This window comes from Shewanella sp. 4_MG-2023, assembly GCF_030548015.1.
Lineage (GTDB): Bacteria > Pseudomonadota > Gammaproteobacteria > Enterobacterales > Shewanellaceae > Shewanella.
In genome coordinates this window covers 25421-38658 of the sequence record NZ_JAUORL010000011.1, presented here as the reverse complement: position 1 = coordinate 38658, position 13238 = coordinate 25421, and the positions used below count along the sequence as shown (strand labels likewise).

16 protein-coding genes and 1 tRNA gene are annotated in these 13238 nt (G+C 42.3%); 6 read left to right on the top strand and 11 right to left on the bottom strand.

Annotated elements, in window-relative coordinates:
* Positions 1 to 11: 11 nt before the first annotated feature.
* The 8 genes from flgG to Q4546_RS08040 form a co-directional block, all read right to left on the bottom strand.
* Positions 12 to 800, bottom strand: a complete 789-nt coding sequence (flgG, locus tag Q4546_RS08075) for a flagellar basal-body rod protein FlgG (RefSeq protein ID WP_102439330.1) — start codon at positions 798 to 800, stop codon at positions 12 to 14.
* An 11-nt stretch (positions 801 to 811) separates the two neighbouring features.
* Positions 812 to 1555 (bottom strand): flagellar basal-body rod protein FlgF, encoded by a 744-nt coding sequence (gene flgF, locus Q4546_RS08070; protein ID WP_076540191.1) that lies wholly within the window; start codon positions 1553 to 1555, stop codon positions 812 to 814.
* Between the two features lie 269 nt (positions 1556 to 1824).
* Entirely contained in the window at positions 1825 to 3189 is a 1365-nt protein-coding gene (flgE, locus tag Q4546_RS08065) for a flagellar hook protein FlgE (protein ID WP_102439331.1), read from the bottom strand.
* A gap of 75 nt (positions 3190 to 3264) precedes the next feature.
* On the bottom strand, positions 3265 to 4062 hold the full coding sequence (gene flgD / locus Q4546_RS08060) for a flagellar hook assembly protein FlgD (protein ID WP_102439332.1): 798 nt from the start codon (positions 4060 to 4062) through the stop codon (positions 3265 to 3267).
* Positions 4063 to 4086: 24 nt separating this feature from the next.
* On the bottom strand, positions 4087 to 4503 hold the full coding sequence (flgC, locus tag Q4546_RS08055) for a flagellar basal body rod protein FlgC (RefSeq protein ID WP_102439333.1): 417 nt from the start codon (positions 4501 to 4503) through the stop codon (positions 4087 to 4089).
* Positions 4504 to 4505: 2 nt separating this feature from the next.
* The gene (flgB, locus tag Q4546_RS08050) at positions 4506 to 4904 is read right to left on the bottom strand and encodes a flagellar basal body rod protein FlgB (RefSeq protein WP_076540181.1); all 399 of its coding nucleotides are present in this window, start codon (positions 4902 to 4904) and stop codon (positions 4506 to 4508) included.
* A gap of 143 nt (positions 4905 to 5047) precedes the next feature.
* Complete coding sequence (locus Q4546_RS08045; RefSeq protein ID WP_102519869.1) at positions 5048 to 5887, bottom strand: protein-glutamate O-methyltransferase CheR; 840 nt, start codon at positions 5885 to 5887, stop codon at positions 5048 to 5050.
* Between the two features lie 141 nt (positions 5888 to 6028).
* Positions 6029 to 6949, bottom strand: a complete 921-nt coding sequence (locus Q4546_RS08040; RefSeq protein ID WP_102440676.1) for a chemotaxis protein CheV — start codon at positions 6947 to 6949, stop codon at positions 6029 to 6031.
* A 319-nt stretch (positions 6950 to 7268) separates the two neighbouring features.
* Between Q4546_RS08040 and flgA the strand changes: the two genes are divergently transcribed.
* The 3 genes from flgA (at position 7269) to Q4546_RS08025 (ending at position 8881) form a co-directional block, all read left to right on the top strand.
* On the top strand, positions 7269 to 7976 hold the full coding sequence (flgA, locus tag Q4546_RS08035; RefSeq protein WP_102440677.1) for a flagellar basal body P-ring formation chaperone FlgA: 708 nt from the start codon (positions 7269 to 7271) through the stop codon (positions 7974 to 7976).
* 72 nt (positions 7977 to 8048) lie between these two features.
* Positions 8049 to 8381, top strand: coding sequence for a flagellar biosynthesis anti-sigma factor FlgM (gene flgM / locus Q4546_RS08030; protein ID WP_102440678.1), 333 nt, complete (start codon positions 8049 to 8051; stop codon positions 8379 to 8381).
* A gap of 74 nt (positions 8382 to 8455) precedes the next feature.
* On the top strand, positions 8456 to 8881 hold the full coding sequence (locus Q4546_RS08025; RefSeq protein WP_102440679.1) for a flagella synthesis protein FlgN: 426 nt from the start codon (positions 8456 to 8458) through the stop codon (positions 8879 to 8881).
* A gap of 146 nt (positions 8882 to 9027) precedes the next feature.
* On the opposite strand, the gene Q4546_RS08020 is transcribed toward Q4546_RS08025, so the two are convergent.
* Together Q4546_RS08020 and Q4546_RS08015 are read right to left on the bottom strand one after the other, a co-directional pair.
* Entirely contained in the window at positions 9028 to 9483 is a 456-nt protein-coding gene (locus Q4546_RS08020; RefSeq protein WP_102475412.1) for an LPP20 family lipoprotein, read from the bottom strand.
* The gene (locus tag Q4546_RS08015; protein WP_102440681.1) at positions 9480 to 10184 is read right to left on the bottom strand and encodes a FlgO family outer membrane protein; all 705 of its coding nucleotides are present in this window, start codon (positions 10182 to 10184) and stop codon (positions 9480 to 9482) included. Before Q4546_RS08015 ends, Q4546_RS08020 begins: the two co-directional genes overlap by 4 nt.
* A 272-nt stretch (positions 10185 to 10456) precedes the next feature.
* On the opposite strand from Q4546_RS08015, the gene Q4546_RS08010 reads away from it, so the two are divergent.
* The 3 genes from Q4546_RS08010 (at position 10457) to Q4546_RS08000 (ending at position 12321) form a co-directional block, all read left to right on the top strand.
* Positions 10457 to 11647 carry a flagellar assembly protein T N-terminal domain-containing protein gene (locus tag Q4546_RS08010; protein WP_303446067.1) on the top strand — a complete coding sequence of 397 codons (1191 nt, stop codon included), beginning with the start codon at positions 10457 to 10459 and terminating at the stop codon, positions 11645 to 11647.
* Between the two features lie 56 nt (positions 11648 to 11703).
* Positions 11704 to 11779: transfer RNA gene (locus Q4546_RS08005), tRNA-Arg, on the top strand.
* A 209-nt stretch (positions 11780 to 11988) separates the two neighbouring features.
* Positions 11989 to 12321, top strand: a complete 333-nt coding sequence (locus tag Q4546_RS08000; RefSeq protein WP_102438708.1) for a YegP family protein — start codon at positions 11989 to 11991, stop codon at positions 12319 to 12321.
* Between the two features lie 106 nt (positions 12322 to 12427).
* Here Q4546_RS08000 and Q4546_RS07995 read toward each other — a convergent pair whose 3' ends face one another.
* Positions 12428 to 13009, bottom strand: a complete 582-nt coding sequence (locus Q4546_RS07995) for a protein disulfide oxidoreductase (RefSeq protein WP_102519872.1) — start codon at positions 13007 to 13009, stop codon at positions 12428 to 12430.
* Positions 13010 to 13238: the final 229 nt, after the last annotated feature.

Here is a 13238-nt window from a genome sequence, read left to right as displayed (position 1 = left end):
ATCATCAAAGCTTATAAGTTCTGTGTTACGTAAGACATCATCTGATCAACAGCTGATATCACTTTCGAGTTCATTTCGTAATTACGTTGACTTTGGATCAAGTTAACCAGTTCTTCAGTCACGTTAACGTTTGACGTTTCAAGCGCCCCTTGACGAATAGCCCCTAAACCATCCAATGAAGCCGTGCCCTGAATCGGCGTGCCACTGGCACCGGTTTCGGTGTAAAGGTTTTGCCCTAGTGGGTCTAACCCTGATGGATTAATAAAGTCGCTCATGGCTAACTGACCAATGACGGTATTTTCTGTAGCACCTGAAAGTTTCACTGAAACTTCACCTTCAGATGACACTGTGATTGAAGTGGCATCATCAGGAATGGTGATGGCAGGCTGGATGACATAACCCGAACCTGGGGTCACAATTTGGCCATTTTCATCTAGGCTAAATTGGCCGTTACGGGTATAAGCTGCGGTGCCATCTGGCATTTCAACTTCAAAAAAGCCTGGACCTTCAATCATTAGATCTAAGGCATTGTCTGTGGTTAACATATTGCCTTGGGTAAACATCTTTTGCGTGGCAACCACTTTGGTACCCGCACCGAGGTTTAAGCCATTAGGTAGTTTGGTGTTATCAGCACTGACGCCGCCCGCTTGGTTAACGGTTTGATAAAGCAAATCTTCAAACACTGCGCGGCTTTTTTTATAGCCAATGGTACTGGCGTTGGCCACGTTGTTAGAAATAACCGAAATGTCGGTTTGTTGGGCATCTAGGCCGGTTTTACTGATCCATAAAGCAGGATGCATAATAATTACTCCTAACTAATTCTCATTAAAGCTGACGAGGCGCGATCAAGATCTTCGGCGTTTTTCATCATCTTCACTTGCATTTCGTATTGGCGCTGAATATCAATTAGCGCCACCATTTCAGATACCGCATTGACATTACTGCCTTCAACTGCGCCACTTTCAACTTGAACATTGGGATCATTAGGGATGTTTTGCCCTGTGGTTAAACGAAACAAGCCATCCTCACCGCGCATCATGTCGGCGTTGTTGGGGTTAACCAATTTAATCCGCGCAACTTCTTCGACTATGTCGGCTGTGGCGCCTTGGGGTCTAACCGAGATAATACCGTCAGGGGAGATTTGCACTTTTTCAACCGGCAGTGGCAGCACAATTGGCCCAGCCTCCCCCATAATCGGATTGCCACGCGCATTAGTGAGTAAGCCGGTAGTGTCAAAATTTAGACTGCCTGAACGGGTATAGGCTTCACCGCCATCAGCAGCTTGCACAGCTATCCAGCCTTTATCTTTAACGGCAATATCTAAATCACGACCTGTGGTTTTAAGTGGGCCTGAGTCAAAGTTATGCCCGGGGCTTTCTGTCATTGCAAAAACACGAGTCGGTAAACCTTCGCCAAAAGCTTGCATAGAGCGTGCTTGAACCAAATCAGCTCTAAAGCCGTCAGTATTCACATTAGCTAAATTGTTGGCTCGCACCGCCAAAGCATTCATATTCTGCTTAGCGCCGCTCATGGCAACATAAAGTAATTTGTCCATTTACCGCTCCGTCAAACTTTCTTCATAACAAAAGATATACACAGAACTAGCAATCAACGTGCCAAAAAATTAAGGGTTTGAGTTTTAGATGAAATTTGCAGTTATAAACAGCGGGGAAATTTACAAGATAAGCAATATTGGGCAGGTTAATGGCTGTGGTAACGAGGTGAAGAATGAGGTGAACAATAAGGCAAAGAGTTGCCATGGCGGCAACTCTTTACTAAAGCGCGAGTTTACTAAAGCGCGAGTTTACTAAAGCGCGAGATTAATTAGCGGATCTGCAATACCGTTTGGTTAAGGGTATTGTTCACTTCAAGGGTACGTGAGTTGGCTTGGAAGTTACGTTGAGCTGAAATCAAATCCACCAGCTCGGTGGTTAAATCAACATTTGATTGCTCAAGTGCTGACGAGCGAATACTACCAAAAGTGCCGCTATTGGCCTCACCTGCTAGTGCTGGGCCTGAGTCTAAGCTGGCTTTCCAAGAGGTATTACCTACTTGAGTTAAGCCTTGCTCATTAGAAAAGCGTACTAATGCTACCCGAGCTAATGGCACGGTTGAACCGTTACTGTAACTGGCTGTTACTAAACCGTCATCGCCGACACCGACATTGGTTAAGCGCCCGACTGTGGTGCCATCTTGGGTTAACTCTGTCACTTCAAACGGTGAGGCGTATTGAGTAGGATTATTAAAATCGATGTTCACCTTTTGCGAGCCGTCAGCGCCGGTGCCGATAACACCTGCGCCATTACTACCTAGTTCAACCGTAGACACTACCGCTGGATCAGATCCTGTATAAGTTCCGGCATCATTAAATGTAAGTACTGAGCCTTTCCAGCCGGATGCGTTTTCAGCGGTACCAGTTGAATCAGCAATACCATCACCAGTAGTATCTGTTGGGAATGAACCACCCGTTGGCGCATCAATATCCACTTGCTTGCCATCAACAGCATAAAAGGCAACCCAGTTATTCTCACCAGTATGGGAACCACCTTCTGGTTTAACAAAATAAGTGGTCAAGATATGAGCCTCACCAAGTGAATCATAAATCGTTACTGAGGTTGAGTTATTGTAAGTATCTGCGTCATCTGGATCAAAGTTTGCTGGATCAAGTTCTTCATCACCAACATTGAGGTTCATTTGAAAACCAACGTTACCGGTTTTCACTGGGCTACCTGCAGTATCGGGGATTTTAATCGGTTGGGTGGTGGTTAAACTCACTGAAGTCGAATTACCATCAGCATCCACAGGGAAACCCTGTAAATAGTTACCGGCTGAATCTGTCATAAAACTTTCTGAGTTTACTTTAAATGCACCTGCACGGGTGAATGCATGATCTTGGCTGCCCGCTTCAGATGAAGTAACAAAGAAACCACCGCCACTAATAGCCATATCTAAGGAGTTGTTGGTAAACAGTAAGCTACCTTGCTGAAACTGTTGCGCTACGTGAGTTGTGGTTGCGCCGCCGCCCACTGCGGTATTACCATTTGAAAAAATTGAATTAGCATAAACATCGGCAAATTCAGCGCGAGACTCTTTAAAACCAATGGTATTGACGTTGGCAATGTTATTAGCCGTGGTGTTGAGATCTTTTTGAGCAGCTGCGATACCACTCAATGCAATATTAAACGACATAAATCACCTCTTAGCGCTTTAAATTAGGTTCTGTGTGGCTGCCAGATTTCTGGCAGCTTATTATTGTTTGTGTTATTAACTTTCTGCCACTGCCAGTACATCAGACAATTGAATACCACCTAGGCCTCTGAGGTTAAGGATCGGACCGCTGGCGACACTGCCTAAAGACACACTAGTGACATGGGCATAAGTTGAAACCGCTAAATCTTCGGCGTTGCCATCAACTTTACCGTTAGCTTTAATGGCATACATGCCTTCTTCTACGGGTTCGCCATCTTTATCAAGGCCATCCCAGCTGACATCAATGTTGCCGCCTGCAGAGCCATCAACCTCAAAGGTTTTAATCACTTGGCCTGACTCGTCTTCAATGGTGACGGTAATGGTATCGATTGGCTGTGGCGTACTAATGACACCGTTAATGACTGGGTTTTCTTCTGAGACATGGCCAATATCTGATGGAATGAGCACCTTTTGCCCCACTAAGCCCGAGGCTTGTAATGCCTGACTTGAGCTCATCACACTGTTCAAATTCAAAATTTCAGCATTTAAGTTGGCAATACCATCAACGGTCGCGAAGGACGCCATTTGTGCGATCATCTGATCGTTTTCAACAGGTTTAAACGGGTCCTGCATTGACAGCTGTTGACTCAAAAGCGCAAAGAAATCCGATTGGGTTAGCTCTTGGCTTTTAGCTTCACCAGTTTCGGTGGTGCTAGCTGATTGCGCAGCAGTTAGGCTATCTAAAAAGCTACTGTCTGATACCTGTGTAGTTTGTGAGTTTGTCGCCACTGAATTAGTGGAGACGGTGGAAGCCGTGGTAGACGTCTGCAACTGCGGTAATGACTGACTACTGTAAGGATTAACGAGGCTCATTGTTTACCTCCAACTAAATTCATATTACTTACCCATACGAAGCGTTTGCTGCAACATTGATTTGGCGGCATCAGCCACTTGAACATTCATTTGATATGACCGAGAAGCAGAAATCATATCGGCCATTTCTTCCATCACATTGACATTGGGTTTATAAATAAACCCATCGTTATCAGCCATTGGATGATTAGGTGAGAATTCTTTTAATAACGGTTTATCGCTTTCTACAACGCCTTTAACACTGACACTATGAGAACTATTTTGCTGATGACTGGCTTTGGCCATTTCAGCCTCAAAAATAGGATGACGAGCTCTATAGGTCTCACCGACACTGCTTGATACTGTGTTGGCATTAGCAATATTACTGGCGGTGGTATTTAAGCGCACCGATTGCGCAGACATACCCGAGCCTGACACATTAAAAATATTAAAAAGACTCATAATTAATCACCTCTAATGGCTTTACGCATGCCAGAAAACTTACTTTCAAGAAAGCCCAGTGACATTTGATATTCCAAAGAGTTTTGCATAAATGCAGATTGCTCTTCTTGCATATCCACCGTATTACCGTCACCTGTGTCTGGCTGATTTGGCACCCGAAACTGCACATGCTCTTGGCTTAACGCTTTAAGGTCAAAGTGCTTGTCAGTTGTTTGACTCATTTGCAGCCCTTGCTGATGAGAGCGGGCGCTATTCATGGCAGAGGCAAAGTCTACATCACGAGCTTTGTAACCCGGGGTATTGGCATTGGCGATATTACTAGATAGCACTTCAGCCCTTTGAGCACGTATGCCCAACGAGTATTGATGTACCCCTAAACCATTTTCAAAATTAATCGCCATAAAATTGCCTCCATCAGCTAACTGTCACTAACAAAGCAAACCTTATGCCAAAATATTGCGGTTTTAAGATGAGAAAGGATAAAAATGAAAAATGCCGACGTAAGTCGGCATTTTATTAACTAAAAACATATTAATTCATAAACTTACAATATATTTTTCTTTTGATAGTAAATCCCTGGGTTACAACGCACCATCGTAAATTCATCACTTAAACCTGAGATAGATTCTGACGCCCCTAAAAATAAAATCCCATTGGGATTAAGGGCGGCAGCAAATTGCCGCAAAATTTTAGCTTTTGCCTCTGGAGAAAAATAAATCAACACATTACGACAAAAGATAATATCGAACTTACCCAATAAGCTATAACTTTCAAGCAGGTTATGACTTCTAAAATTCACTAACCGCTGAACATTATCTTTCACTTTCATATGACCTGACGGCATTGGATCAAAAAATTGTCGCTTTCGCTCATCTGATAGCCCACGGGCTAAGGCTAAGCTGTCATATTCGGCCTTTTTACAACGCGCTAGCATTGAAGGTGATAAATCGGTGGCTTGGATCGTCGCGCTACCAGGCAATGCCCCCGGCTTACGCTGCTGATACTCTAAAATAGTCATTGCCAATGAATAGGGCTCCTGCCCTGACGAGCAAGCGGCTGACCATATTTTTAACGGCCGACCTAAGCGGCTATATTCAGGTAATAAAGCATCATGAAGTAATTCAAACGGGTATTTGTCTCTAAACCACAGAGTTTCATTTGTGGTCATAGCGTCAATCACTTCCGCCCGTAAATGCCGCTCCATTGGCTTCATTGAGCGCTTAACCACTTCCGATAATGAGGGCAAATCATGCTTGCCCATTAAAGGCGCTAAGCGACTTTTTACTAAATATTGCTTGTTGTCACCTAATACAATGCCACTGTGTTGCTCTAAAAAAAGCTTAAACTGATTATATTCTGCTTCAGCAAGTGATTTGTTCGGCACTTTTACATCCTATTTTAAAGAGGCGCTTTACATTGTTTGCAATCTAAAGCCGCCGCTTTGTTTGGTTACCGAGCGCTTGGTAACAAACGTGAAATCTACAACCTATGGTGAATCATCAGCCCTAGGTTTTCGATTGAATTATTATAAAATGAGATGTTTGTTGACCGCTGACGCTAACTCATCGGGATTAAACTTAGCGATAAAGTCGTTTGCGCCGACCTTTTCAACCATGGCCTGATTAAACACGCCACTTAATGAAGTATGCAGCACCACTTTAATATCTTTAAGTTTTGGATCGTCGCGAATTTCCGCCGTTAAGGTATAGCCATCCATTTCTGGCATTTCAATGTCTGAAATAATCAGTGGAATTTCATCGGCAACATTATCCATCTCAGTGGCAATCGCTTTTAATTTCTCTAAGGCATCTTTACCATCAATAGCGGTGTCAATTTGCAGGTTCAATGACGATAATGAACGGATAATTTGCTTACGAGCAACTGCAGAGTCATCAATCACCATAATATGGTAATGCTGCTCTTTATCAATGGTAATAGCATCACTGGCAGCTTGGCTTAATTCCGTTTTTACTGGTGATATTTCATCAAGAATTTTTTCAACATCTAAAATCTCAACCAATTCACCTTCGATTTCGGTTACTGCAGTTAAATAAGAGTTGCGCCCAGCCCCTTGTGGCGGTGGCATAATTGATTCCCAATTCATATTAATAATGCGCTCTACTGAGCTAACCAAAAAGCCCTGAATACTGCGGTTATACTCAGCAATAATGATGAAGCAATTTTCAGTCGATGCCAACGGACGGCCACCAGTTGCCGCACTTAAATCAATCACTGAAATAGTCGAGCCCCGAATGTGAGCAATGCCTTTAATCATTGGGCTTAAACGGGGTAACTTTGTCAGTGGAGGACACTGTAATACTTCTTTTACTTTAAAAACGTTGATACCGAAACGTTGGCGACCATTAAGTTTAAAAAGCAGTAACTCCAGTCTATTTTGGCCTACCAGTTGGGTACGTTTATTAACTGAATCAAGAATGCTCGACATAACCCTGCCTTGTTTTATGAATGCTTTCCCTAGTGGGATTTATTATTAGAGTTCACTGTTAATCAGTGTTTTAAAGCGACAGTAAAACCATTTTCGCAAATTGTAACACAGTAATTTATGCCAATTTGCTGGTTTAGCGCTTAAATTTAGCTATAGGCATAGTTTTTGCTTGATTGTGGTCACATCGCATTTAAGCGACGATTTCAATGAAAAAAGTCAAACTTCTGACAAAGATAACATTGAGAATGTTTAGCCTTATCATTGCTAATTAAAATTGAAGTTTAGAGGTAACCTGGCCAATCAAGCTAGTTAGAATATTATGAAGAAAAACATTCTACTATTGATCATTATTTTTTTATCTTTACCGGTTAACGCCAGTGAAGATGCCACCATAACTTACTCTCTATCGACCATTACTGAATTAGCTAAAGAGGTAGTAGCAAAAAAAATTGCTAAAAAGCCCAATGCGGTGATCAACATTAGCCCGCAAAATCTTGATGGCCGATTAACACCGCCAAGATGTTTGCCACCCATTAGTGTTGAAATGGCCAGTGACCGCGAAATTAGCCGCACCAACACAGTCAAAATTAGCTGTATCAGCCCTGACTATGACTACCCATGGCAAATGTTTATCTCGGTTAAAGTTGAGGTTATGTATCCAGTGGTGACAGCATTGGGAATTATTGAAAAAGGTGAGTTAATCACAGCAGATAATGTGGCAATTAACTATGTTGACCAACACAGTATCCGCGGGCAGTTTTTTTCTGAGATCTCACAATTACTCGGTACCCGCTCAAAAAGGCGTGTGTCAGCTAAAGCGCCTTTGCTAAACAATAATTTATGCTTTGTTTGCAAAGGAGATTCGGTATCTATTTATGCTAAAACAAACGCATTTGAAATAAAAACTGCCGGAGAAGCACTAAGAGATGGTAATATTGGCGATGCTATTAGAGTCAGAAATAGCAATTCTAACAGGCGATTAGATGTCATTGTCACAGGCGTTGGCGAAGTTGAAGTTAGAATGTAAAATATTCTAAAGTTTTTTCTGACAAGGCCGATAACCTGTTTGGAAAACCCTAACATTACGCTGGAGCCTCACATGGCAATTGATATTAACCATCTAAAAACAGCTTCTCATGCTCAGTTGCGCACCAATCGCGACGCAGGAGCAACAACGCAAACAGCTGACTCAGCGGCTAAGACCACGGCTGCCCCAGTAAAAACGGATTCGGTCAGTATTACTGCACAAGCGCAGCAGCTGCAGGGAGTGCAGAGTAATATGGCATCTTTACCAGAAGTTGACCAAAGCAAAGTTGATGCAATTAAATTAGCAATTTCAGAAGGTCGCTACAAAGTCGATCCTGAAAAGTTAGCTGCTAACATTGCTAGCTTTGAAGCTGATCTTGACGGATTAAATTTCGACCAAGAGTAACCTCATCGTTACTCTTGATATTATCGGCCACACATTACTTAACGGGTAATGTGGGTTTTAATAAAGAGTAACTTATGACTGAATTACTACAGCTGTTATCTTTTCAGCACGACACCTTGTCGTCGCTGAAATTACTTGTATCTGAAGAAAAATTAGCCCTTACTGAACGTGACGCAGATAAACTACTGTCACTGGCAAAAGACAAGGTTGACTGCCTAAACAACCTCAAACTTAATGATGAAAAGTTAGCCTCTCACCCAGAAAAAGCATTATTAAACGCTGAGCCAGAACTCATTGTTAAAGTCGAAGAAGCCAAAGCGATTCTAGACGAGTGCAAGGCCATCAATAGTCAAAATGCCAGCTTAATTGAGCTTAATATAGCCAGCCTTAATCGCTTCTCTCAAGCGCTGCAAATGAGCCGTAATGCATCAAGCCTGACCTATAATGACAAAGGCCGAACTTCAACGATTTCCTCTTTAGGGCAAAACCTTAAAGCATAATCGAGGCGGTAATTAACTGCCCTGCGAGTTGCTAGATTGTGTTTTAAAAACCAAAAAACCGCTCAAAGAGCGGTTTTTTTTGTTCTTCAGTTAAGTTAATTTAAATGACTGGATTTAAATGACTGGATTTAAATAATTAAATTTAACTAAAAGTAAGTCACATGCTTAATCGTTCTAGGCCTATTTTGCTGCTGATATAGGCTCCATACCTGTGAAAAATCCAGTTCTAACTCAGTCACATACATATCACCAGCCGGATAGCTTTTGACCACTTTAGCGCCTTTAATCATGCCCGAGACACTGGCGGTAACGGTTTGCTTATTCAGCAACCAATCATCGACCTGGCTACTGGCATCAATCTGCTGGCCATACACTTGCTCAGCCAGTTCACGATAAGCGGCAATTTTAGACGCTTGCATCGCCATTAACACCTTGTGAGATTGCTCTGTTGCCGGTTGCGTTGTTAACGGCGCATAACCAATAGCGGTTAGTTTAGGAAATTGTTTAGGCGCCTCGGTTTCCCATTGCACATACTTGTCGTTTACCGCACACCCGGACAAGGTGAGTGCTGCTGTCAGGGCTGCAAACAGTATTGCCTTCATTGGTTATCTCCTAAAATAGTCACGCTTGCCATACCTGCATGCTCGTTTCGATACAAGATGCCGTCTTTTGAAATCACCTTATTGGCAGGTGTTAAATAGCCTGGCAGGCTGTGGGTTTTAACAAAGGTTTGTACCGCTGACACTACTCGATTATTGCTAGTATTGACAATTCTGGCATTGACCACCACCCCCTCTGAGGTAGTGCCCATGGTGGCTACGACCACATGGGATACCGCTAAATCTGTGGCAAGCTGCTTCCAGTCGCGGCTTAAAATAAACTCACCCTCCGCAGTGGCGCGAAGTGAACTAGCCACATTCATATCAACAAGATTAAATTCATTGGCATGAAATGCAGTCAACATGCCTTGCTGCAATTGCTGCCCCAGCAAATTAGTTTGTCCGTAATCATCAAGCATGACAGGTGTGGTGATCAGCAGTGGTTGATCAGCTCGTAAGCTGTCGTTTTGTAGCACTAATTCATTGACAATTTTTTCCGCCAAGCGGTTAACCCCAGCTTTGGGCGCTATGCCTGACTGCTGAATATCGTAGTGAATAACATGATCCGTTTTGGGCTCAGACTCATACCAAAAATTCATCTCATAGCCTTCATTGACATAAGATAAATCATCATACTCTGTCGGTTGTGAGCCAGCACAAGCTGTCATCAACATCATGATTGGAAGTAAACCAATTCGGCGCATATTGCATTCCTGTATTTAACTCAAGCATTGCTATGGGCTAAGGCGTTTGAGGCCTAAAGGTTAAAAATGAATTCTAAAAACACTATCGGCAATCAGGATAAAAACTTTAGATAATTAATCCCTTTCAGCATTGGCTTAACGACTTATATATTGAAAACCAATAACAGGCACATTCTTTGCATTTATTCTCAAACAATCGCTCCTAGTACTTTAACGCCATAAACTTGGCACTGTATTAGTCGTTCATCGTTATCTTTAAGCAAGTGATTAATATGAAAATATGCAGTAAAACAACCCAGCGACTCTACTCCGCAGCCATATTGCTGTTTGTCAGTATCTTGAGTCTGCCGTTAAAAGCTGAAATTATTGAAGTAACAGGCCATGCGAATATCATTAATGGCAATGTAGATAAGGCGCGTGAAGTGGCGATCAGCCAAGCGCTAAGCTATGCCAGCATGCAAGCTGGGGTTGGTGTTAACGTTAATAGTCAATACATCTCGGGTCAGGGGCAGTTAAGCCAAGATGCATTTCAGTTTAGTCATATAGGACAAGACAATAATATTGAACTGGTATCTGAAATGCTCACCAGCACTGACATTACTGTATTACTAAGATTAGATCTTCAAGACGACTCAGCTCAGCAATGCCGAGGTCAGCAATTAAGAGCGGCAATAATGGTGCCTCAGGCCAGTATTCAAGATCGCGCTCAATTACGTTATGGTCAGTTATTAAACTTTACTCAAGCACTATCACAACAGTATGGCGTGCTACTAAATAGTCACTCCCATAATAGCTTTGCCCGCATTCACGCCGATGAAGCACTCGATCACAGCAATGAGTTAATCAATTTTAAAGGTAATCGCATCCCAAGTTGGTTAGGCGAAATCACCGACAGCCAATACATATTGCAACCTGATATTCTTGATATCTCTACCGAGCCCAGCTCTAGCCTTTTATTTGGCTTATTTACAAGCTATCCACAAAGACAAATCAGCTTTAAGTTAACTTTGTATCACGCTATTAGCGGTGAAAAAGTCTGGAGTAAAGATTACTCAGCACAGGCGCAGTGGGAGTTTGAACGTGACGAAACCGTATCACCCACCACTAAACGTTTTTGGCGCTCAAGCTATGGCCAAACGGTTAACCAGCTTATGCAGCAAAGCACTGCTGACATTGATAATTTGCTAAATTGTCGCCCACTGCTGGGACAAATTGTGGCTAAACAAGGCAATAGAATAATTATTAACTTAGGCCGTAAGCACCATGTGAGAGCCGGTGATAGCTTTCAAATTGTATTGCAACAAAACATCCCTGACAGAGTGAATTTAATGCGCGCCGTTGCCACACCAAACCGCGCAACAGTCACCATTGATCAAGTATCAGAAGAAAGTGCCACCGCAGTATTACAAGGCATAGACGCAACAGGGAATATTCAAATACAAGATATCGTGATTAAGATTTAAGCAACTAAATTTAAAGCCTTTTAATCAAGATTAAAACTTGTATAATTGCGCTTAGTCTCCCTATAGCTCAACAGGATAGAGCAGTCGCCTCCTAAGCGATCGATCAGGGTTCGAGTCCTTGTGGGGAGACCATATTTTTTATTGATCGTTCGCTATCCTTCGGATTTTCAGTTCAAGTTTGTAACGCTCAAGCACCTTCCATTTTATAGCTGAAACTCCAACTAAAGTTGCTACCGCTAAACGTTCTTTTTACTAGACTTAATTTCATAAAACATATGTGCATACTATTTTTGGTATGCACTAACTATATGTACTATGTGCACTGTAATTAGGAGCGTGTTATGTCTGGATGGTTCGAGTTAAGCAAAGGCAATAATGGTCAGTTCAAGTTTGCATTAAAGGCTGGCAATGGCGAGGTGATACTGACCAGTGAGCTATATGCCGCTAAAAGTGGCGCTAATAATGGTATCGCCTCGGTGCAAGTCAATTCTCAAAGCGAAGATAAATTCACTAAAGAAACCGCTAAAAATGATAAGCCCTATTTCAACCTTAAAGCGGCTAATCATCAAATTATTGGTACCAGTCAGATGTATGCCAGTGTCGCATCACGAGATAATGGTATTCGTTCAGTGATGGATAATGGTAGCTCTACCACCATAAAAGATCTCTGTTAACTCGTTTTAAATATCATAATAAAAGCTCTCGAACCTTTTGCTTTGGGAGCTTTTACTATTTACAACCGATTAACTATCTACAACTGATTAGCTATCAACAACTAAATTATGCCAGCAGCATGCGCCACCACAGGCCCACTACGCTAGTCATCCCTGTTGTATAGGATGTGAGTTTACCTTTATTAAATACCATAATGGTTGGCGCGACTTGTACCGACCAGTCATTACTGAGTTCACTTTGCTGATCGTTTATCACTTCAAAGCTATAGCCTTTATCATCAAGGTAAGCTTGTATTTCATGATTGTTGCCTGACGCCATTGCCACGCTGATCACCGGATAATAAGCCGACATGGTTTCAACGGCTGGGCTTACTGTGCGGCATATTGGGCACCAGCTTCCCCAAAAATACACCAACACCGGCTTATCTTGGCTAATCGCCAATACATCGACCCTTTCACCTTTAAGGGTTACTCCCTGTAATTCAGGTAAGTTATCATGCTGAATGTCTTTGCCGCGCCATAAATCCATTAAACCCGTAATGACCATCACGAACACAATCAGTATGACGATTTGCTTTAACCAGCCGAAGATCTTTTTCCCTAAAGGCACTTTGTTACTAGCATCTGGCAACTTACTATCTAGCTGGCTCTGATGTTGTTTGCTATCAGAAGAAAACAAGCGACTCATGATTTACCTCTTTATATGTTTTACAAAATAGGGAAATGACAGGCACTTGATGGTGCAACCTAAAATCATTAATTAAATCGTTCGCGCTGCTGAATAAGCAGCCGGAAATTTACATTATTTATTGTCACATAAGCTAAAAAATATTAATTAGCAGCTCATTGGGTTTTAAAGTCAGCATCTAAAAGTGAAAGTAGTTTTCATTAAAGCGCTTTGTTTCGCTTATACGCTA